Source organism: Vibrio metoecus (assembly GCF_009665255.1).
In the GTDB taxonomy this organism is placed as follows: Bacteria; Pseudomonadota; Gammaproteobacteria; order Enterobacterales; family Vibrionaceae; genus Vibrio; species Vibrio metoecus_B.
Map to the genome: position 1 here is coordinate 2,142,353 of NZ_CP035686.1, position 23,216 is coordinate 2,165,568.

The following is a 23,216-nucleotide window of genomic DNA, read 5'->3' on the forward strand; positions in this document are numbered from 1 at the left end:
TTAGACGCTAAATGATGCGCCGCAACCACAAGTTGTTGTTGCATTGGGGTTATTCACGAAGAATCTTGAACCTTCAAGCCCTTCGGTGTAGTCAACCACACCACCGATCAAATACTGCAGACTCATCGGGTCAACCACCAAAACAACACCACTATTCTCAATCGTGGTATCACCTTCATTTACGGTTTCATCAAAAGTAAAACCGTATTGAAAACCGCTACAACCACCACCGGTAATATAAACACGTAGCATCAACGATGGATTTTCTTCTTCAGCGATCAACGCTTTAACACGCGTTGCCGCCGCATCAGAAAAGGATAATGGTACATTAACTTCGCTCACGATGACCTCTCTCATTCGTGGAAAGTGCCACAACATTCTGAAATTCGATGCGCAGCACATTTAATAGTGATAATGGCAGCGATTATCTAATACCTGAGTTGGCCGTTCAAGTATTAGCCTTAATCCGAATGATTTTGACCGATAAATTCACTTCACTCCTCGTGGTTTTTGGGTTGCAGACAGGGAAAATCGATCAAAATGTAGCGAAAACATTTCACCCCCCAAAGCATCGGCGTACAATGCGCCCCAAAATTGGTCCGATTCATCATAAGAGGAAACTAGCATGACCAAATCAGCCGAGTTGTATCAAAAGGCGCAAACCACTATTCCGGGTGGAGTGAATTCTCCAGTTCGTGCCTTTAACGGAGTAGGTGGTTCACCGATTTTCATTGATCGTGCCGATGGCGCGCTGATTTTTGATGCCGATGGTAAAGCATACATTGACTACGTGGGATCTTGGGGTCCAATGATTCTCGGCCACAACCATGCAGTGATCCGTGAAGCAGTGATCCAAGCGGCACAACGTGGTTTAAGTTTCGGTGCACCTACCGAAATGGAAATCACCATGGCAGAGTTGGTGTCTGAGCTGGTTCCTTCGATGGAGCAACTGCGTATGGTGAACTCGGGAACGGAAGCCACGATGAGTGCCATCCGCCTTGCTCGTGGTTACACCGGTCGCGATAAAATCGTCAAGTTTGAAGGCTGTTACCACGGCCACGCAGATAGCTTATTAGTTAAAGCTGGATCTGGCGCGCTAACTCTTGGCCAACCAAGCTCTCCGGGTGTACCTGCCGATTTCGCCAAACATACTTTAACAGCTCGTTTTAACGACTTAGACTCCGTTCACGAACTATTTGCCGCTAATAAAGGCGAAATCGCGTGTATTATTGTTGAACCCGTTGCCGGCAACATGAACTGTATCCCGCCTGTAGAAGGTTTCCACGAAGGGTTACGTGAAATCTGTGACCAAGAAGGCGCACTGCTGATTTTTGATGAAGTGATGACTGGTTTCCGCGTTGCACTAGGTGGCGCTCAAGCCCACTACAACATCAAACCAGACTTAACCACTCTCGGTAAAGTGATCGGTGGTGGTATGCCCGTCGGTGCTTTTGGTGGCCGTCGTGAAGTGATGCAATACATTGCTCCAACAGGCCCGGTTTACCAAGCTGGTACACTATCAGGCAACCCAATCGCGATGGCTGCGGGCTATGCCTGTCTGAGGCTACTTCGTGAAGAAGGCAACGAAAAACGCTTAGCCGCAAAAACCAAACAACTGGCTGACGGCTTTAAATCACTGGCTGATCAACATGGTATTCCACTTTTGGTACACCAAGTTGGCGGCATGTTTGGCTTCTTCTTCACCGAACAAGAGAAAGTCACTTGCTATGAAGATGTCGCGCGTTGCGATGTAGAGCGTTTCAAACGTTTCTTCCATTTGATGTTGCAACACGGCGTTTATCTCGCACCGTCTGCCTTTGAAGCTAGCTTTACCTCATTGGCTCACGGTTCAAAAGAGATTGAAGCCACGTTAGAAGCCGCCGATCGCAGCTTTGCCATTTTGGCAGCGGAAGCGAAAGCTTAACAAACCGTGTGATCCCACTCTTCAAAGGCAGCCTCGGCTGCCTTTTTCATTCAACGACGATTTATTGCCAATAATAAATACTCATCAGCACGAGAGCGCAAATCACTACGCCAAACCACGGGATCGGTCTACGTTTCGCTTTTTTGTCACAACATTCGTTTTTATCACAACAGCCCATCTTGACCTCTAGATTGATAAGCAACTGAATTGGCGTCATTATAGCTCCTCAATGTACTTAAGGTGGATAACTCTCGTGTCAGAAAAAATCAAATTAGCCTCCAGCCATCGCGTATTAGTTGTGGCTCTACTGGCTTCTGCACTCGCCTGTTACTGGTTAGTCGAGCCTTATATCAACTCGATTGTCATGGCGTTCATCATCTCGTTATTGATGTTCCCTATCCATGATTGGCTTGATAAAAAGCTCCCTGCACACCATAACATCTCTGCCTTTTTATCCTGCGTGGTGCTGACCGTCATCGTGGTCATTCCGCTGTTGTTTATCTTCGGCGCCATCGTGCAACAAGGATCTAAATTCTCTCAAAACCTTTATTCTTGGGTTACCCATGGCGGCATTCAGGAATTATTGAGTCATCCTTGGGTAGTAAAAGCACTTGGTCTCGCCAATCAATATCTTCCTTTTGAAGAAATTAGCCCACAACAAATCGCGCAGCGTGTTGCACAATTTGCTACAACCTTTGGCAGTAATTTAGTCAGCATAAGCGCCAAAATTCTCGGAGATGCTACCAGCTTCGTGATGAATTTTTTCCTGATGTTATTTGTGTTGTTTTTTTTATTGCGTGATCACGACAAAATCATCAGCGCAATCCGCCATATTCTTCCCCTATCACGTAGCCAAGAAGATCGTTTGCTCAATGAAATTGAAAACGTCTCAAAGTCGGCAGTGATGGGCTCGTTTTTAACCGCGATCGCACAAGGTTTAGCGGGGGGAATTGGTATGTGGTTAGCAGGATTCCCAGGGTTGTTTTGGGGAACCATGATGGGGTTTGCCTCATTTATACCCGTGATTGGCACCGCTTTAATTTGGATCCCCGCGACGCTCTACCTCTTTTTAATTGGCGAAACCACTTGGGCTTTCTTCCTTACAATATGGAGTATTGCGGTGGTGGGCTCGATTGATAACTTACTACGCCCATTCTTGATGCAAGGCAGTGCTGGCATGAATACGCTGATGATTTTTTTCTCGCTGCTCGGCGGTATTCAGCTATTTGGTTTGATCGGCTTAATTTATGGCCCACTGATTTTTGCCATCACCATGGTGCTGTTTAATATCTATGAAGAGGAATTTCGCAGCTTTTTAGATCAACAAGATCAAAGCTAATCCAGAGTAAAGGCTTCATTCAAAGGGCAGATTATGCGAAAATCTGCCCCCTTTTCTTGAGTAGAACGCGCCATGCAACACTATACCGCCCCGACTGAAATTGCCCTTCGCCAACTCGACTATTTTGCTGGTAAACATGTTCTGGTGGCGGGTGAAGCAGAAGATCGCTTTCCAATCGAACTTCGTCAACATTGCGCCTCTGTATCTGTATTTACCACTCACTACGGCTACTATTCTCAACTCAAACCGTTTGCTGAAATTAACTGCTATTTTGGCGAACAGCTCACGGACGAAATCAACGCAGATTTGATTTTGCTCTACTGGCCAAAAGCCAAACAAGAAGCTGAATATTTACTCGCAATGTTGCTTTCCAAGTTCGGTACAGGCACTGAACTTGTAGTGATCGGGGAAAATCGTTCTGGTGTGAAAAGCATTGAGAAAATGTTTACACCTTATGGTTCGATTTACAAATACGATTCGGCTCGTCGCTGCTCATTTTATTGGGGACAATGTGAAAATAAACCTGATGAGTTTGATATTACTCAGTGGTTTAAATCTTACTCCGTAATCTATCAAGGCCATGAATTAACGATTCGCAGCCTACCAGGCGTGTTTAGTCATGGCGAATTTGATCTGGGTAGCCGACTGCTACTGGATACGTTACCCGCTCTCAGTGGCAAGGTGATCGATATTGGCTGCGGCGCTGGGGTGTTGGGCTGTGTTATGGCAAAACTCAACCCTGACATTGAGCTAGAGATGACCGATATTAGTGCTCTGGCGATTCGCTCTAGTCAAGAAACCCTTATCGCGAATCAACTAAGTGGTCGAGTCTATCCGTCTGATATGCTCTCGAATGTAGGAAGCCAATACCACTATATCGTCACAAATCCACCTTTCCATTCAGGGTTAGACACACGCTATAGCCCAACGGAACAGCTCTTGGCTGAGTCCATCAACCATTTAGCCGCCGCAGGCTCACTTTGGGTTGTGGCCAACAGCTTTTTGAAATATCCACCAATCATTGAGCAAGCGTTTGGGCACTGCGAGATTGCAGCGAAAACGACTAAGTTTGCCATCTATCACGCAAAAAAATAACTTCTTACATTTTGCCGCTTTTGACGTAAATATGCACAAAAAGCGGCACTTGCCTCACGTTTTTTGCGCCTATGCCCACGCTTTAGCTTGGACTTACTTGTCAAAGTAAAAAAACTCGTTAATTTCGTTACTTTAGGTTTTTCTTGTCATTCACCTGCTCATGGCTCGCGAGCGCCAACGAGTATCACCAAAAGTAACGCCTTAATTATGTTTAGGTTCTATCGAAAACAAAAATTCAAGCGCCTGCAGAATACCCTGATGGCGGCCTTTTTGGCTCTTAGCATTATTCCATTGACGATTACCGCGCTGTTTTTCCTCCATTCACACAGTAAAGACTTGGAAGAACAAAGTACCTCGTACCTCGTTTCGGTACGTGATACCAAACAACAGCAGGTGATCGATTACATGATGGCCAAAGAGTCGGAAGTCATGGGATTTGTCCGTTCCGAGCTTGCTTATGCCAGTGGTGGACGTTTTTATGGGTTAGTCAATGCTTTCCAACGCTTAGATGTCAGTATCGAAGCGGCTCGTGAACATGCCCAACAGCGTTATATCCCCGGATCCGGCGATCAAATAAAAACGTCTGTGCTGCCACAATCCAGCGGTTATGTGGGAAGCGAACGTTACCGGTTACTACACAAACGCTATCATTGGGCCTTTTTAGAGCTGTTAAAACGCTCAGATTTCGATGACATTCTCTTAGTTGATATTGAAGGCAACGTCGTTTACTCCATTTATAAATACGACAACTTTGGCACTAATTTATTAACGGGCAAATATCAAGATGCCAACCTAGGGCATACGTTTAAACGTCTAGAACAAACGGTTAATGAACAACGCAAAACCAATGAAGACTTCACCCCAGTGGTCATCTCAGATTTTGTCGAGGAAGACGGAAAACAGTACGCTTGGCTCGGCGCACCAATTATTCAACAAGGCTACTTACACAGCTATGCCATGTTCCGTCTACCCAGCAATGCCATCACCAAACTGATCGCCGATGGCAACAATAATCCATCAATGCAAACCATACTCGTCGGCCAAGATCTGCGTTCACGAACGTTAACGTCTGCAGAAATCGCCGTTGAAAAGAGCAAACAAGTGGTCGAGCTAGCCTTGTCTGGCAAACGTTCGGTAGGTACCTATACCAATACCGATGGTGAACAAGTCATTGCTGCTTATGCCCCTATCAATTTGAAAAGCATTCATTGGGCCTTAGTGGTTGAGCTTCCAGAAAAAGAAGCGTTTGCCCGTGTACGACAATTGGAAAAGCTCTTTGTGTTTGCCATGTTGACTGCGATTGTATTGGTGGTGATAGCTTCACATTATCTCTCTAACTTTATTACCGCCCCACTATTAAAACTCACTTGGGCTGCAGAACGTGTCTCTGCCGGAGATCTTGATGAGGCGATGATCAATACCGAGCGGAAAGATGAAATTGGTCGTTTGGCCGTCAGTTTCGAGCGAATGCAACGCTCTATCCGTGAAAAAATCTCACTCATCAAATCACAAAATAAAGAGTTAGAAAGCAACCTGCTGATCATCCGTAAACAGAACGATGAATTGCAGCTCGCGAACAAGCTCAAAGATGAATTCCTCGCCACCACATCACACGAATTGCGTACTCCACTACACGGTATGATTGGCATTGCCGAAGCATTAGTTTCCGGTGCCAATGGCCCACTGACCGCCGCTCATAAATATCAACTCGATATCATTATTAGCAGTGGCCAACGCTTAGCTACCTTGGTGGATGATTTATTGGATTATCACAAAATGCGCTATGGCGCGTTGGATATTCAAAAATGCGCCGTCGATTTATCCAGTGCGACGCGGTTAGTACTGGAGCTCTCGCATCACTTACTCGGCAAAAAAACGCTGCGTATTATTAACCAAGTTCCAGAGCTGCCAGTCTGGGTTTCCGCGGATCCACAACGCTTGGAGCAAGTGCTGTATAACCTGATTGGTAATGCGATTAAATATACGTCAGAAGGCAAGATCGTTATCTCCGCAACCTATATGGACGATAAAATTCGCGTACAGGTAGTGGATACAGGCCAAGGCATTCCTGCCGAGCAACTGGAGCAAATTTTTGAACCTCTGATCCAAGCAGGCCGAGATGCAAGCCGCTACCGTCAGGGCGCGGGATTAGGGTTGTCTATCAGCCGCCAGCTTATTGAGCTGATGAATGGTACGCTTTATGTTAGCAGCCAACCGATGGTTGGGACGACATTTAGCTTTACTCTACCGCTAGCGACTCAAGATGAGATTGCTCAAGCACGTTTGACTGAACTCCCCCACTTCCAAGCCCCAGAAGTTTTGGATGCCGAACTTCCAGAGCAGAGCACACTGCCTGAAAATGAGCACGGTCCATTACTTTTAGTCGCCGATGATGAACCGGTTAACCTCAGAGTATTAGACAGCTTCTTACGTCTTGAAGGTTACCGTGTGCATACCGTACAAGATGGCCATGAAGTGCTTGAAGCCGTGAAACGTGAAAAGCCTGAACTATTGTTACTCGACATCATGATGCCAGGCATGAGCGGCTATCAAGTGTGTGAAAAACTCAGACAAAGCTACGACCATGCAGAGCTCCCCATCATTATGCTAACGGCCCTGAATCAGTCCGATGACCGAGTACGTGGTTTTGAAGCCGGCGCTAACGACTACTTATCAAAACCATTTAACAAACAAGAGCTGGCGGCTCGTATCGTAGCTCACCTTACCGCTAGCAAAGCCGAATTGCGTCGTATTGAAAATGCCCAGCTACAAAAAGAACTAAAACACCGTGCGATGGTTGAAGCGAGCCTCCTCGAAACCCAAGGACGCTTATTAGAGCAGCTAGAATCCGCACCAGAAGCAATACTGTGTGTCAAAGAAGGAAATAAAATACGCTTTGCCAACGAGGCCGCATCACGCCTATTTAGACGCACGCCAGAGCAGCTTAAACGATCGAATGCAGAAGAGTTGATTGCACCGAAATACCTCAACATCGATCAAGAACATTACTGCGGCAATATTGATGTTTACGTTGATGATGTACGCCAACATTTATCCGCTGACGTACTACGCTTACCAGAAGGCTCTGGATTGCAAGCCATGTACATTTTTAATGTCGGGGGCAGTATTAATGCTGCGCGTATATATAATCTGGAAACCGCGGTAGAAGCCCTCTCTAGCTACGCTTTCGAAGGTGATAAAGATAAATTGCAGCAACTCAAAGAGTTGGGTGGTGAGTTCACTCGCCTTGCCGATAAAGCATCCGGTGAGTATCAATCCAAACAAGATTTGATGCGTAGTGTCTTGGTCGAAGCCATGACCAGTGCTCTTGATTATTGGGAGCGAGTCTCAGGACAAAGCAAATTTACCTTTGCAGAGCAAAGTGGCTTGTGGCGTGTGTATCTTGACCGCAGCACCTTACAAACTCGCACCCTAGATAAATATTTACGCATTGAGACATTACCTAAAACACCACGCTGGAGAACGGTGCTTAACTCGCTCGATTACATCCTTGAGCACTGTAAAGAGTCAAGCCCAGATCGCACTCATATCGAGATGCAGCGCGATAAACTACAGAAGTTATTGACCTCTGAATAGTTCTGCAAGACATAACCAAACCCACCGATAGGTGGGTTTTTTATTGGTATCGTTAAACAAATCCCTTCGCTTTTCTCTCTCCGGTTTTACATAAACAATCCATGATACCAACTTGATTTACGTAGCTAAAAAAGCACTTAATTGACTGACAAACTTGTTCACAAAAAAGGTAAAACCACCGTAAGAAAGGACTTAAACTAAGCCAAAACTGAGTATTTGTTTGAGATTGCGAAGGGAGTCACAACAATTCGCCAGATTTAATTCAATCGATTAAATTAACGTAAAATAGGGCTAGTGAGCGAGATCTCGTTACTGAAAAACCACAAACAAACCCAATATAAGAAAGTAATCACGAGTTAGTAAACACTAACAAGCCCAATTTTAACTCGTCACTTTTGCGAGGTGAATCACCTCTTGCTTTTTGCACAAAAATCACACATCAACGTGTATTTTGACGTTAATAACGAGAGGTGGATAGGTTTTGACGTTTTTAACGGGAAAGGGAATTGATAAATTTCTTGGCAAGGTGTCTTCTTACTCCTGCCAAAGGCCTACAGGCCACTCATTTCTTCCCCTTCCCTCCGACGGGCGAAAAATAACATGAGGTAGGTCTTGGAGAGTGTTTATCAATTGATGACATTCCATCCATTAGTGAAATGAAAGCAACTAGTAAGGAACAGCTATGCTTGCCAATATTAAAAAGACAGCACTAGCCGCCGCAGTAATCGCAGCAGCAACCAGTGTCTCAGCTCCAGCGTTTGCACGTAGTGAGCTAACCATCGTGCCAGATTTCTACCCTACAATGGTACGTAACTTCAACCCGTACCTAGCAACCAACCTGCGTACAACCACTGACTTTATCTATGAACCTCTGGTTGTATTCAATGAGATGAAAGGTAATACGCCTGTATTCCGTCTGGCTGAAAGCTACAAAATGGCTGACGACCTGATGAGCGTAACTTTCGATATCCGTAAAGGCGTTAAGTGGTCTGATGGTGAAGCATTCACAGCAAATGACGTGGTTTACTCTTTCAATCTGCTGAAAGCGAAACCAGAACTTGACCAACGTGGTATCAACAAATGGGTAACCAGCGTTGAGAAAGTAGACGATTACAAAGTGCGTTTCCGTCTGTCTGAAGCAAACTCTAACGTACCTTATGAGATTTCTCTGATTCCTATCGTTGCTGAGCACGTATGGAAAGAAGTGAAAGATCCAACTACCTTCACTAACGAAAACCCTGTGGGTACTGGTCCTTTCACTGTAATCGATACTTTTACCCCACAACTGTACATTCAATGTCGCAACCCGAACTACTGGGATGCTGCGAATTTGGAAGTTGACTGTCTGCGTGTTCCACAGATCGCAAACAACGACCAACTGTTGGGCAAAATCGTAAACTCTGAACTTGACTGGACTTCTTCATTCGTTCCAGATATCGACCGTACTTACGCAGCAGCGAACCCTAACCACCACTACTGGTACCCAGCAGCAGGTACTCAGGCGTTCATGGTTAACTTCAAAAACCCAGATGCAGCGAAAAAAGAAGCATTGGATAACGTAGATTTCCGTCGTGCGTTCTCTATGGCTCTTGATCGTCAAACCATCATCGATATCGCCTTCTACGGCAGCGGTACAGTGAACGATTACGCATCAGGTCTAGGCTACGCATTTGAAGCATGGTCTGATGAAGCGACGCACAACAAGTACAAAGGCTTCAACACGTATGACGTTGAAGGCTCTAAGAAACTACTGGCAAAAGCAGGCTTCAAAGATGTGAACGGTGACGGTTTCGTTGAAACTCCATCAGGCAAATCTTTCGAACTGCTGATCCAATCTCCAAATGGCTGGACTGACTTCAACAATACAGTTCAACTTGCAGTAGAACAGCTACAAGAAGTGGGTATCAAAGCGAAAGCACGTACTCCAGAGTTCGCGGTTTATAACCAAGCAATGCTGGAAGGTACTTACGACGTTGCGTACACCAACTACTTCCACGGCGCAGATCCATACACTTACTGGAACAGTGCATACAACTCAGCACTGCAATCTGGTGATGGTATGCCACGCTTCGCAATGCACTACTTCAAAGACAAGAAGCTTGATGGCTTGCTAGACAGCTTCTACAAAACCGCAGACAAGAACGAGCAGCTAGCGATCGCTCATGGTATTCAGAAGATCATTGCTGAAAACCAAGTGACTATCCCTGTTATGTCTGGTGCATGGATGTATCAGTACAACACCACTCGCTTCACTGGCTGGTGGAATGAAGAAAATCCGAAGGGCCGTCCAAGCGTTTGGGCTGGTATCCCAGAGCGTCTACTACACGTACTGGATCTAAAACCAGTTAAGTAATACACGTTCATTTCTTGCGGCGCACGCTGTGCGCCGCCTATCTAAATCCCCTCATGTTGTTAAGCAAACATATGGCGCTCGTCGTCAGGGGATTTCTCGCTCTCAAATTCGCTAGGGGCGAGACCTGAAACCAGAGACAGGACAAAACTGGGTGAGTAAGGTGTAAGTTATGGGTTACTTTTTAAGACGATTGTCGTTCTATTTTGCCGCGTTGCTGGTTGCAGCAACATTAAACTTTATTATTCCGCGTGCCATGCCTGGTGATCCCGTCACCATGATGTTTGCTAACGCAACCGCACAAGTTACCCCAGAGCGTATTGAAGCAATGAAACAGCTTCTTGGCTTTGTGGATGGTCCTTGGTATGTCCAATACATGACATACATTAAAAGCATCCTGACTTGGGAGCTCGGCACCTCAATCAAATTCTACCCTTTGAGTGTGAATGAACTGCTTGGTGGCGCTTTTGGCTGGTCACTGTTCCTTGCGGGTACCGCAGTTATTATCTCTTTCTCCATCGGTTCTGTGCTCGGTATCTTTGCCGCGTGGAAACGTGGTAGCCGTTACGACACTTTTATCACACCAGGGATGTTGGTTATTCAAGCCGTGCCTCAAGTGGTTATTGCGATGTTGGCGATGTTCACTTTCGCTATCGGCTTAGGTTGGTTCCCAACCGGTTACGCTTACACCGCAGGGACAATGCCTGATTGGACAAGCTGGGCATTCATTAAAGATGTCAGCTATCACGCCGTACTTCCTTTGGTCTGTGCTTCGATTGTGCAAATCGGTGGCTTCTTGGTCAACATGCGTAACAACATGATTAACCTGCTCGCTGAAGACTATATCACCATGGCAAAAGGTAAAGGCTTGAGCGAAAACCGCGTGGTCTTTAACTATGCAGCACGTAATGCTCTGTTACCTAGTGTCACTGCACTGTCTATGTCTCTCGGTATGGCGATTGGTGGTCAGTTGATTATTGAAATCATCTTCAACTATCCAGGTTTAGGCACTGTGCTATTTAACGCTATCACCGCGCGTGACTATCAAGTTCTGCAAGGCCAGTTACTGATCATGACTCTGTTCATGCTGTTCTTTAACCTACTGGCTGACATGTTATACGTTGTTCTAGACCCTCGCTTACGCAAGGGAGGTAAATAATCATGAAAGCACTTTGGAAACTCTTACGCGGCAACCGTATGGCGATGATTGGCGTGACCATCTTAAGCCTGTTTTTTCTGCTCGCGGTCGCAGCGCCTTTTATTACCTCTCATGCTCCTGATAAACGCACGGGTAACCCACATGAATACCCAGCGTTTGTTGTGAAAGCAGCCAAAGCAAACCCAGATGGCTGGGTAGCTGAACACTTAGCAACCGATCGCCGCACATTGGCGATGTCTAAAAAAGCCGATCACATACTCGGTACCACCCGTATGGGACGTGATGTGTGGTCTCAAGTGGCTTACGGTGCTCGCGTATCGTTAGCAGTAGGCTTCGGCGCTGGTATCACCGTGTGTTTCTTGGCCACAGTCATCGGTGTTTCAGCGGGCTATTTTGGTGGAAAAATTGATGACTTCCTCACTGCCGCAATGAACATCATGCTGGTGATTCCACAGTACCCATTGTTGTTCGTATTGGCCGCCTTTATCGGTGAGGCAGGGCCTTTAACCATCGCTTTGATTATCGGGTGTACCTCCTGGGCTTGGGGTGCGCGGGTGGTTCGTTCACAAACCATGGCACTGCGTGAAAAAGAGTTCGTAAAAGCTGCTGAAGTTCTGGGTGAATCTTCATGGCGCATCATCTTTGTTGAGATTCTGCCAAACCTTATCTCCATCGTAGGTGCAAGTTTTATCGGTTCGGTGATGTACGCCATCATGATGGAAGCGACGATTTCCTTCTTAGGCTTGGGCGATCCAAACACCATCAGTTGGGGCATCATGCTGTACAACGTACAAACCTCATCATCCATGCTGATCGGCGCTTGGTGGGAACTGTTAGCACCTTGTATCTCACTGACAGTATTAGTCACAGGCCTTGCTCTGCTGAACTTTGCAGTTGATGAAATTGCTAACCCACAATTGCGTTCACACAAAGGCATGAAGCGTTGGAAAAACCTTGCTAAGCAAGATCAAAAAGCGCGTCAGCCAAATTTACCACCACAAAATGCACTTTGGAGCGGAGATAAATAATCATGACTGCACCACTAATCTCAATCCGCAACTTATGCGTGGACTACATTACCGATGCGGGTGATGTCCGTGCCTGTAACAATGTGAGCTTTGATTTAGCGCCAGGCGAGGTGTTTGGCCTTGCCGGTGAATCCGGTTGTGGTAAATCAACCGTCGCTTTCTCGCTAATGCGCCTGCATAAGCCGCCCGCATTTATCACTGGTGGCGAGGTCATCTTCAACGGTGAAGACATCCTAAAATACAGCGATGAACGTATGCAATCCTTCCGCTGGAAAGAAATGTCGATGGTGTTCCAAAGTGCAATGAACGCACTGAACCCCGTTCTGACGATGGAAGAGCAGTTTTGCGATGTGATCATGCGCCATACCAATATGACGCGTGAACAAGCAAAACGTCGTGCCGAAGGACTGTTAGAGATCGTAGATATTCATCCAAGCCGACTCAACGACTACCCACACCAGTTCTCTGGTGGTATGCGTCAACGCTTAGTGATTGCGATTGCGCTCGCGCTCAATCCAAAAATGATCATTATGGATGAACCTACGACCGCCCTAGACGTGGTTGTTCAGCGTGAAATTCTGCAAAAGATTTACGCACTCAAAGAAGAGTTTGGTTTCTCTATTTTGTTCATTACTCACGACTTGTCACTCATGGTCGAGTTCTCCGACCGTATTGGCATTATGTACTCCGGTGAATTGATTGAAGTTGCACCTTCAAAACAAATTCTGGAAACCCCTTACCACCCTTATACCAAAGGATTGGGAAGTTCTTTTCCACCATTAACTGGACCAAAAACGAAACTCACAGGGATCCCAGGAAACCCACTCAACTTGTTGGAGATTCCACAAGGCTGCCGTTTCCAAGCTCGCTGCGACCGAGTTCATGAAGCTTGTACTAAGGTACCGACCGTACTGCGCCAAATCGAGAGTGGTCGTTTTTCTAACTGCCATCTCTATGGAGCAAGCGCCACAATAAAACGCTAAGGCGCACAGCAAGCAGTAGCAAAGAATTTCTGGAGACAATTATGAGCAAACCACTTGGCGAATTACTGGTTGAGGGAAAAAATCTGGTTAAGGATTTTGCCATCAACAGTAACGCACTCAAACAACCGATGATGCGTGCAATCAACGACGTGTCATTCAAAATGTACAAAAGCCGCGGTTTATCGGTAGTGGGCGAATCTGGTTCAGGCAAATCCACCACCGCCAAAATGATCGCCAAAATGTACGCTCCAACCTCAGGTATCATCGAGTACAAAGGTCGTGATATCCAAGAGATCACTTCACGTGATGATCTGATGCACTACCGCGAAGGCGTGCAAATGGTATGGCAAGACCCGTTTGGTTCTCTCAACCCAACCCATACCATTTTCCACCATATTGCACGCCCATTGCTGATCCACAAAAAGGTCACTCCGGGCAACAAAAAAGAGCTAGAAGAGCGTGTTTACGAACTGCTTGAGCAAGTGGGGCTCATCCCACCCAAAGCCACTGCCGCTAAGTACCCACATCAACTTTCCGGTGGCCAACGTCAACGCGTTAACTTGGCACGTAACATTGCTGTTGGTGCTGAGGTAGTTCTGGCTGATGAACCCACTTCAATGCTCGATGTGTCAATCCGCGCTGGCGTACTCAACCTAATGGAAGAGATGAAGTTCGAGCGTCAAATGTCACTGCTGTACATCACGCACGACATCGCGACCGCTCGCTACATCGCTGAAGACTTGGCCGTTATGTACGTAGGACACATGGTGGAATGGGGCGACACTGATGAGATCATTCACGATCCACAACACCCTTACACCAAGCTGTTAGTGTCTGCTGTGCCGGATCCGAAAAAGTCGATCCATGAAAAATTGGAAGGCAACAAAGGCGAGATCCCATTATGGACTCCGAATTCTGTTGGCTGTCCATTTGCAGGCCGCTGCTTACACGCATCAGCCAAATGCCGTGAAGCCTTACCGGAAGTCACGCAACTGTCTGACAACCACTTTGTACGTTGTTATCTGTTTGAAAAGTAAAAAACCATTAGCTCCCTGCCTAGCAGGGAGCTTACTCAATCCATACTGTGGAGAAAATGAATGCAGTTACTGACCAACCACATTGGCTATGAAATCAAAGGCCCCAAACAAGCAGTATTGCTCTGCGGGCAAGCACAATTAATGGATGATTGTGTGCTTTTGGTTTGCGCTCGTAGCCACCAAACCGTAGCAACGCTCCCGATTGAGCGGCACGGTAGCGTGGACAACTGGCATCAGGGACAATTTCATCGTATCGATTTCTCGAATTTTACAACTCCGGGCGACTACTATTTGCGTCTGGATCACACTCATTCTGCCACCTTTACCATTGCGCAAGGCGTACTCATGCAGCGTACATTTTCTGATGTGCTGCATTACTTTAAATCGCAACGCTGCACAGGGCAGTTTGATCAACAAGACAAGCAAGTACCGCTGCTGGGCACATCAACCACTGCCGATGTGCGCGGCGGCTGGTACGATGCTTCAGGTGACGTTAGCAAGTATCTCAGTCACCTTTCTTACGCTAATTACTTGAACCCACAACAAACACCTATGGTGGTCTGGAACATGCTCAAAGGGTTAGCGGTTTTACAACATCACTCGGGTTTTGCGCCTTTTTCTCGCACTCGCCTCAAGGATGAAGCGTTGTTTGGTGCTGATTTTCTACGCCGTATGCAAAACTCCGAGGGATTTTTTTATATGACCGTCTTTGACAAATGGAGCAAAGACATCAAGCAACGAGAGATTTGCGCCTACGCGACCCAAAAAGGACATAAATCCGATGATTATCAAGCGGGTTTCCGTCAAGGCGGTGGCATGGCGATCGCGGCACTTGCTGCGGCAGCGCGTTTAGATACTCACGGTGAGTTTACTCAAGCGGAGTATTTACAAGCGGCAGAAACGGGTTATTGGCACCTAAAGCAACACAATACTCAATACCTTGATGATGGTATTGAAAACATTATCGATGAATATTGTGCGCTACTAGCGTGTTGCGAACTTTACCGTAGCACAGAGAACACTCAATACCTGACTCAAGCACGCGAGTGGGCTGAGCGTTTGGCGAAGCGCCAATCCAGTGACGAGCAGGTTACGCACTACTGGTCTGCCACCAGCAACGGTGAGCGCCCATACTTCCACGCCTCCGATGCGGGTTTGCCTGTCATTGCACTTTGCGAGTATCTGAATATTGAAACGGATACGGCTAACTATGCCCAGCTACAACGGGTTATCGAGCAAGCCTGCCAATTCGAACTAACCATCACCCAACAAGTCACTAATCCGTTTGGTTATCCACGCCAGTATGTAAAAGGCGTAGAAAGCGCGAAACGCACCAGTTTCTTTATCGCACAAGACAACGAAAGTGGTTACTGGTGGCAGGGTGAAAATGCGCGCTTAGCTTCACTCGCCAGCATGGCTTATCTCGCTCAACCTCACTTGAGCACCGAGACTGCAGAACAGCTACAACATTGGGCACAAAATGCTCTGAACTGGATTGTCGGCCTCAACCCATACGACATGTGCATGCTCGATGGACATGGTCACAACAACCCTGACTACCTCCCTCATTTAGGCTTCTTTAATGCCAAGGGGGGAGTGTGCAACGGTATTACTGCGGGGTTTGATGATCCACAAGATATTGCTTTTAATCCTGATGGGCAAAAAGACGACATGCTGCAAAACTGGCGCTGGGGAGAACAATGGATCCCGCATGGTGCTTGGTATTTGCTCGCTATCATCAGTCAGTATGATCACTTTACTGCCCATGGGGAGGAGATCTGATGAATTACTACGTAGGCATTGATGGTGGCGGTACATCCTGCCGTGCTCGCATTCGTAATCAGCAAGGTGAATGGATTGGCGAAGCAAAAAGTGGCAGCGCCAACATTATGTTGGGGGTCGATGTGGCTCTGCACTCGGTAATTAATGCGATTACTCAAGCCGCTGAACAAGGTGGGTTATCCCAAAATGATTTTGCCAAGATGCATGTTGGTCTAGCATTAGCAGGAGCCGAGCAAAAAGAAGCGTGGCACGCTTTTATGCAGCAACCTCATCCATTTGCTTCCATCACCTTGAATACTGATGCTTATGGCGCTTGCCTTGGCGCACATCTAGGTGAGGATGGCGCGATCATGATCGCTGGAACCGGTTCTTGCGGCATTTTGCTCAAAGCGGGAAAACAGTACGTGGTTGGTGGTCGTGAGTTCCCGATTTCTGATCAAGGCAGCGGTGCCGTCATGGGATTACGCCTTATCCAACAAGTGTTACTCGCTCAAGATGACATTCGCCCTCATAGTCCCTTGTGTGATGTGGTGATGGGCCATTTTAACCAAGACATTGATGCCATTGTTACTTGGTCAAAAACCGCCCTGCCTCGCGATTACGGTCAATTTTCACCGCAGATTTTTAGCCATGCTTATGCGGGTGATGGTTTAGCGATTGAGCTTCTCAAACAAACCGCCGCCGATATAGAAATCTTCTTAATCGCCTTACACCACAAAGGTGCAGAGCGTATTTGCTTGATGGGCAGCATTGCCGAACGCATTCATGACTGGCTCTCTCCACCGGTTCAGCAGTGGATTGTTAAGCCTCAGTCCGATGCTATTGAAGGGGCACTAATGTTTGCCGGTAAACCCGAGCACAACCTGTATTAAGGATGATTTATGAGTTATCGAATTGAATTTGCTGTGCTCTCGGAACAAAAGCCTGATTGTCGTTTTGGTTTAACTTTACACAACCTGAGTGATCAAGATCTGCAAGACTGGTCGCTGCATTTTGTTATCGATCGTTATATTCAGCCAACCAGTGTTACGAATGGTCAACTAACCCAAGTCGGCAGCTTATGTTCAATCGTACCAACGGAAAAAGTATTGGCGGCCAATGGCCACTTCTACTGTGAATTCATCATTAAAACGGCACCTTACCACTTCTATACCGATGGGGTGAAGCATGCCTTTGTACAACTCAATGATCAGCAGCCTGTTGAGCGTATTGATGTCGCCGTCAACCCGATCGTTCTTGCTTCTCCATTTCGTGAACGTAGCCAAATCCCACACGTTGAGGCCGCCGAGCTGTGCCTAATTCCAAAACCCAATTCACTTCAGCGCTTCAATGGTGAATTTGTGGTCAGCAGTTCAAGCCAAATCTCTTTACAGTCCGACTTAGCCACGCGTGCGGCACACTGGCTCGATAAAGAACTGTATAACCTACATGGTTTTACCCTCAATGCTGTTGGTCATAGCGACATCGTCTACCGTAGCAATCCAATGTTGGATGAGGGCCGTTATCAACTCAACATTGATGCACAAGGCATCAAAATTGAATCAGGTAGCCATAGAGGCTTTATGCACGCCAGCGCGACGTTGCTGCAACTGGCACAAGCGCATCAGGGCTCATTGCGCTTCCCGCTGGTCAAAATTGTCGATGCACCGCGCTTTAAATATCGCGGCATGATGCTCGATTGCGCCCGCCATTTTCACTCAATTGAGCAGGTCAAACGGGTCATCAACCAATTAGCACACTACAAATTTAACGTATTCCACTGGCATCTGACCGATGATGAAGGATGGCGAATTGAGATTAAACGCCTACCACAGCTAACCGACATTGGTGCATGGCGTGGCATGGATGAAGTTCTCGAACCTCAATACAGCTTACTCACGGAACGTCATGGCGGTTTTTATACCCAAGATGAGATCCGTTCTGTCATTGAATACGCTAGCGATCGTGGTATCACTGTCATCCCTGAAATTGATGTACCAGGACACAGCCGCGCCGCAATTAAAGCACTACCGCAATGGCTAGTCGATGAGGAAGATCGCTCGCAATATCGCAGTATTCAGTACTACAACGACAACGTACTCTCCCCCGCTTTGCCGGGCACTTACCAATTCCTCGATATCGTATTAGAAGAAGTTGCAGAACTGTTCCCAAGCCAATTTATCCATATTGGTGCCGATGAAGTTCCAAGTGGTGTTTGGGTAGACAGCCCGAAATGCCAAGCCTTAATGCAAGAGAATGGCTATACCGACCCGAAAGAGCTGCAAGGCCATTTGCTGCGCTACGCAGAGAAAAAACTCAAGAGTTTAGGTAAACGCATGGTGGGCTGGGAAGAAGCACATCATGGCGACAAAGTGAGTAAAGATACGGTGATTTACTCTTGGCTATCGGAAAAAGCCGCCTTGGATTGCGCCAAACAAGGCTTTGACGTGATTTTGCAGCCGGGACAATTTACCTATCTCGATATCGTTCAAGACTACGCTCCTGAAGAACCGGGCGTGGATTGGGCGGGTGTTACTCCGCTAGAACGCGCTTACGGTTATGAACCGTTAGCCGACGTTCCGGCCAATGACCCACTGCGTAAACGCATTTTAGGTATTCAATGCGCCTTGTGGTGTGAATTGATCAATAACTCAGAACGCATGGAATACATGCTCTATCCACGTCTCACGGCATTAGCAGAAGGCGGTTGGACAGAGAAATCCCAGCGTGACTGGTTGGATTATCTAGCGCGTTTGAAAGGCCATTTACCACTGCTTGATAAGCAGAAAATACCTTATCGCGCGCCTTGGAAGTAATTCTGCCTTGAAAGTAATTCTTCCGGAAATCGTAACGACGGCGTGACGGAACTCACGCTGGTTTTCACTAGCAAAATTTTTAGCTGTCACAAGGCAGCTGGTTTAAAAGGAAAGCACAATGAAATACGGCTATTTCGATAATGATAATCGCGAATACGTCATCACTCGCCCTGACGTACCCGCACCTTGGACTAACTATCTCGGTACTGAAAAGTTCTGTACTGTGATTTCTCACAACGCAGGTGGTTACTCGTTCTATCACTCACCTGAGTACAACCGCGTCACCAAGTTCCGTCCAAACTTTACCCAAGATCGTCCAGGGCACTATGTTTACCTGCGCGATGATGCAACTGGAGATTTCTGGTCAATCTCTTGGCAACCTGTTGCGAAGAGCCTTGAACAAGCGAAATACGAAGTTCGCCACGGTTTGTCTTACTCAAAATTCAAGTGTGAATACAACGGCATTCACGCGACCAAAACCCTGTTTGTTCCTAAAGGCGAAGATGCAGAAGTTTGGGATGTTGTGATCGAAAACACCTCCAATGAAGTGCGTACTATCAGTGCGTTCAACTACGTTGAGTTTTCTTTCAGCCACATCAAGTCAGACAACCAAAACCATCAGATGTCGCTCTACTCAGCGGGTACAGCGTTCAAAGATGGCGTAATTGAGTATGACCTGTACTACAACACAGACGATTTCTTAGGCTTCTACTACCTGACTGCAACTTTCGATGCCGACAGCTACGATGGCCAACGTGACCAATTCCTTGGCATGTACCGTGATGAAGCCAACCCAATCGCCGTAGCGCAAGGTAAGTGCTCGAACAGTGCGCAAACTTGTTACAACCATTGTGGTGCACTGCATAAGCAATTCGTTCTGCAACCAGGCGAAAAAGTTCGCTTCGCAGTGATCTTAGGGGTAGGTAAAGGCAACGGCGCAAAACTGCGTGAAAAATACCAAGATCTGAGCAAAGTGGATGCTGCCTTTGCAGGAATCAAAGCACACTGGGATGAGCGTTGTGCGAAGTTCCAAGTGAAATCGCCAAACGAAGGTCTGAACACCATGATCAACGCTTGGACTCTGTACCAAGCGGAAACTTGTGTGGTTTGGTCTCGTTTCGCTTCTTTCATTGAAGTCGGCGGCCGTACAGGTCTGGGCTACCGTGATACTGCGCAAGACGCGATCTCTGTACCGCACACTAACCCAGCAATGACCCGTAAGCGCCTAGTAGACCTACTGCGTGGTCAAGTGAAAGCGGGTTACGGTCTGCACCTGTTTGATCCTGACTGGTTCGATCCAGAAAAAGCGGATGTTAAACCGTCTAAATCACCAACCGTCGTGCCAACCCCATCGGATGAAGACAAGATCCACGGTATCAAAGATACCTGTTCTGACGATCACCTGTGGATTGTGCCAACCATCCTCAGCTATGTGAAAGAGACCGGTGACTTCGCCTTTATCGACGAAGTGATCCCTTACGCGGATGGCGGCAACGCAACTGTGTACGAGCACATGATGGCAGCATTGGATTTCTCTGCAGAATACGTAGGTCAAACCGGTATCTGTAAGGGTCTGCGTGCAGACTGGAACGACTGTTTGAACCTCGGTGGCGGCGAGTCCTCTATGGTCTCTTTCCTACACTTCTGGGCGTTGGAATCTTTCCTTGAACTGTCACGCTATCGCAATGATGAAGCGGCCACCGACAAGTACCAAGCGATGGCTGATGGCGTACGCGAAGCGTGTGAAAATCACTTGTGGGATGAACAAGGCGAATGGTACATCCGTGGCCTGACCAAAAATGGCGACAAGATCGGTACCTTCGATCAAGTGGAAGGCAAAGTTCACTTAGAGTCTAACTCTCTGGCTGTTCTGTCAGGCACTGTAAGCCATGAGCGCGGCATCAAAGCAATGGATGCGGTGTACAAATACCTGTTCTCCAAATACGGTCTACACCTGAACGCTCCATCATTCGCGACTCCAAATGATGACATCGGTTTCGTGACTCGCGTTTACCAAGGCGTGAAAGAGAACGGCGCGATCTTCTCGCATCCAAACCCATGGGCATGGGTAGCGGAAGCGAAACTGGGCCGTGGTGATCGTGCGATGGAGCTGTATGACGCACTTAACCCATACAACCAAAACGACATCATCGAAACCCGTATTGCTGAACCTTACTCTTACGTACAGTTCATCATGGGTCGCGACCACCAAGATCACGGCCGTGCTAACCACCCATGGTTAACCGGTACTTCTGGCTGGGCATACCACGCAACGACCAACTACATCCTAGGTGTTAAAGCCGGCTTCGACACACTGGAAATCGATCCTTGTATCCCAACATCATGGCCTGGTTTTGAAGTGACTCGCGAATGGCGCGATGCGACTTACCAGATCAAAGTTGAAAACCCACAAGGCGTGTCAAAAGGCGTGAAATCCATCACCCTGAATGGCCAAGCGATTGAAGGCGCAGTCCCTGTGCAAGCCGCGGGCAGCGTCAACCAAGTCGTGGTTGTTCTAGGTTAATCCATTTTCGGGCACTCGCTGAGTGCCCGTTTTCTAATACCTACGCATGTATATACCCAGACCATTTTTCGTTGCAGCCAGCACTCTTGCAGCGTCAGTGGGAAGGGATAGGGGGAGAAAATGATTAAATTTGGTACTGGCGGCTGGCGTGCGTTTATTGGTGAAGAGTTCACTAAAGATAACGTGCGTTTGGTCGCTCAAGCATTAGCTAACATCATCAATCATGAACAAGCTGCCGCCAACGGATTTGTAATCGGCTATGACCGTCGCTTCTTATCTGATAAAGCAGGTTGTTGGTTTGCCGAAGTATTAGCCGCGAATGGCGTTGTGGTGAGCTTTATCGACAAGTTTGTGCCTACACCTGTGGTGATGTTTAAAGCCAAAGAAATGGATTGTGCGTATTCAGCGTGTATTACCGCTTCGCACAACCCTGCCGACTACAACGGTATTAAAGTGTTTATTCGTGGTGGTCGTGACGCAGATGAAGTGATCACCCAGAAGATCGAGCAGCAAATCGCCACACTGACGGTGCAAGACGTTAAATCGATCGATTTTGATCAAGCCGTCAATGACAAACTGATCGACATCATCAACCCGATGAACGAGTTCGTTGATAGCATCATCAACTTCATCGATATTGAAGCGATCAAAAAAGCCAATCTGCGTGTGTTGATCGACCCGATGTTTGGGGTGGCGAAAAACGCACTGCAAACAGTACTGATCAATGGCCGCTGCGACGTGGACGTGATCAACGATGGCAAAAACCCTGACTTCGGTGGTTTGATGCCTTCTCCAAGTGCTGCTACCTTGTATCGCTTGAAGCATCTGGTTAAACACGAAGGTTATGACATCGGTATCGGTACCGATGGCGATGCTGACCGCCTTGGTATCATTGATGAAAAAGGTAACTTTATTCATCCTAACGAAGTGCTGATCCTGCTTTACTACTATTTACTGGAGTACAAAGGCTGGAAAGGTTCTGTAGTACGTAACATCGCCACCACTCACTTGTTGGATAAGATCGCAACCGATCATGGTGAGCAATGCTTTGAAGTCCCTGTGGGCTTTAAGCACATCTCTTCGCAAATGGAAGCGGACGACTCTCTGATCGGTGGTGAAAGCTCTGGCGGTTTGACGATTCGTGGTCACATCAAGGGTAAAGATGGCGTGTTCGCCTCTAGCCTATTGGTGGAAATGATCAGCGTGACGGGCAAGAAACTCTCTGAGCTATTAACCGAGATCTACGATCGTTATGGCTATGCCTACACGGCGGAAGGTGATTGCAAATTTAAACCCGCCCAGCGCGATGAGATCTACAACAAAGTCTACATTGAGAAAAAACTGCCTGAGTTTGAATTCGAAATCGACAAGGTCAGCTATGAAGATGGGGCTAAGGTCTACTTCAAGAACGGTGGCTGGGTGATTGCCCGCTTCTCCGGAACTGAGCCTCTACTACGTATTTTTGCCGAAATGGCCGACAAAGATACTGCGGAGCGTGTTCTTCAACAGATGAAAGCCTTCTTGGCGTTGTAATCATCCCCTGAGGTTAAGTCCCCTCAGCGGAGAAGAACATTTGCCCGACGCTCGACGTCGGGCTTTTTTA

General features: G+C 47.2%; 15 protein-coding genes. 14 read left to right on the forward strand and 1 reads right to left on the reverse strand.

From position 1 onward, the window contains the following. On the reverse strand, positions 1-342 hold the full coding sequence (gene erpA, locus EPB59_RS09675) for an iron-sulfur cluster insertion protein ErpA (protein ID WP_000005744.1): 342 nt from the start codon (positions 340-342) through the stop codon (positions 1-3). A 283-nt stretch (positions 343-625) separates the two neighbouring features. Between erpA and hemL the strand changes: the two genes are divergently transcribed. The 14 genes from hemL to EPB59_RS09750 all read left to right on the forward strand — a co-directional run bounded on the left by hemL (position 626) and on the right by EPB59_RS09750 (position 23,146). After that, positions 626-1,924, forward strand: a complete 1,299-nt coding sequence (gene hemL, locus EPB59_RS09680) for a glutamate-1-semialdehyde 2,1-aminomutase (protein WP_154172531.1) — start codon at positions 626-628, stop codon at positions 1,922-1,924. 253 nt (positions 1,925-2,177) lie between these two features. Continuing rightward, on the forward strand, positions 2,178-3,263 hold the full coding sequence (locus tag EPB59_RS09690) for an AI-2E family transporter (protein WP_154172535.1): 1,086 nt from the start codon (positions 2,178-2,180) through the stop codon (positions 3,261-3,263). A 72-nt stretch (positions 3,264-3,335) separates the two neighbouring features. Continuing rightward, positions 3,336-4,358 carry a 16S rRNA (guanine(1207)-N(2))-methyltransferase RsmC gene (rsmC, locus tag EPB59_RS09695; protein WP_154172537.1) on the forward strand — a complete coding sequence of 341 codons (1,023 nt, stop codon included), beginning with the start codon at positions 3,336-3,338 and terminating at the stop codon, positions 4,356-4,358. Positions 4,359-4,421: 63 nt separating this feature from the next. Further along, a complete protein-coding gene (gene chiS / locus EPB59_RS09700; RefSeq protein ID WP_195706978.1) occupies positions 4,422-7,955 on the forward strand; it encodes a two-component system sensor histidine kinase ChiS in 3,534 nt (1,177 codons plus the stop codon). A 682-nt stretch (positions 7,956-8,637) separates the two neighbouring features. Next, on the forward strand, positions 8,638-10,308 hold the full coding sequence (locus tag EPB59_RS09705; protein WP_154172541.1) for an ABC transporter substrate-binding protein: 1,671 nt from the start codon (positions 8,638-8,640) through the stop codon (positions 10,306-10,308). Between the two features lie 169 nt (positions 10,309-10,477). Next, complete coding sequence (locus EPB59_RS09710) at positions 10,478-11,464, forward strand: ABC transporter permease (protein WP_000540340.1); 987 nt, start codon at positions 10,478-10,480, stop codon at positions 11,462-11,464. 2 nt (positions 11,465-11,466) lie between these two features. Continuing rightward, positions 11,467-12,492, forward strand: a complete 1,026-nt coding sequence (locus EPB59_RS09715; RefSeq protein WP_055051740.1) for an ABC transporter permease — start codon at positions 11,467-11,469, stop codon at positions 12,490-12,492. A gap of 2 nt (positions 12,493-12,494) precedes the next feature. Next, positions 12,495-13,475, forward strand: coding sequence for an ABC transporter ATP-binding protein (locus EPB59_RS09720; protein WP_055051739.1), 981 nt, complete (start codon positions 12,495-12,497; stop codon positions 13,473-13,475). A gap of 41 nt (positions 13,476-13,516) precedes the next feature. Further along, the gene (locus EPB59_RS09725; protein WP_154172543.1) at positions 13,517-14,512 is read left to right on the forward strand and encodes an ABC transporter ATP-binding protein; all 996 of its coding nucleotides are present in this window, start codon (positions 13,517-13,519) and stop codon (positions 14,510-14,512) included. 60 nt (positions 14,513-14,572) lie between these two features. Beyond that, a complete protein-coding gene (locus EPB59_RS09730; RefSeq protein WP_154172545.1) occupies positions 14,573-16,294 on the forward strand; it encodes a glycoside hydrolase family 9 protein in 1,722 nt (573 codons plus the stop codon). Continuing rightward, complete coding sequence (locus tag EPB59_RS09735) at positions 16,294-17,166, forward strand: N-acetylglucosamine kinase (protein WP_154172547.1); 873 nt, start codon at positions 16,294-16,296, stop codon at positions 17,164-17,166. Before EPB59_RS09730 ends, EPB59_RS09735 begins: the two co-directional genes overlap by 1 nt. Positions 17,167-17,175: 9 nt before the next feature. Further along, complete coding sequence (locus EPB59_RS09740; protein ID WP_154172549.1) at positions 17,176-19,089, forward strand: beta-N-acetylhexosaminidase; 1,914 nt, start codon at positions 17,176-17,178, stop codon at positions 19,087-19,089. A gap of 118 nt (positions 19,090-19,207) precedes the next feature. Beyond that, complete coding sequence (locus EPB59_RS09745) at positions 19,208-21,613, forward strand: GH36-type glycosyl hydrolase domain-containing protein (protein WP_154172550.1); 2,406 nt, start codon at positions 19,208-19,210, stop codon at positions 21,611-21,613. 120 nt (positions 21,614-21,733) lie between these two features. Further along, positions 21,734-23,146, forward strand: coding sequence for a phosphoglucomutase/phosphomannomutase family protein (locus EPB59_RS09750; protein WP_055051733.1), 1,413 nt, complete (start codon positions 21,734-21,736; stop codon positions 23,144-23,146). Positions 23,147-23,216 lie beyond the last annotated feature (70 nt).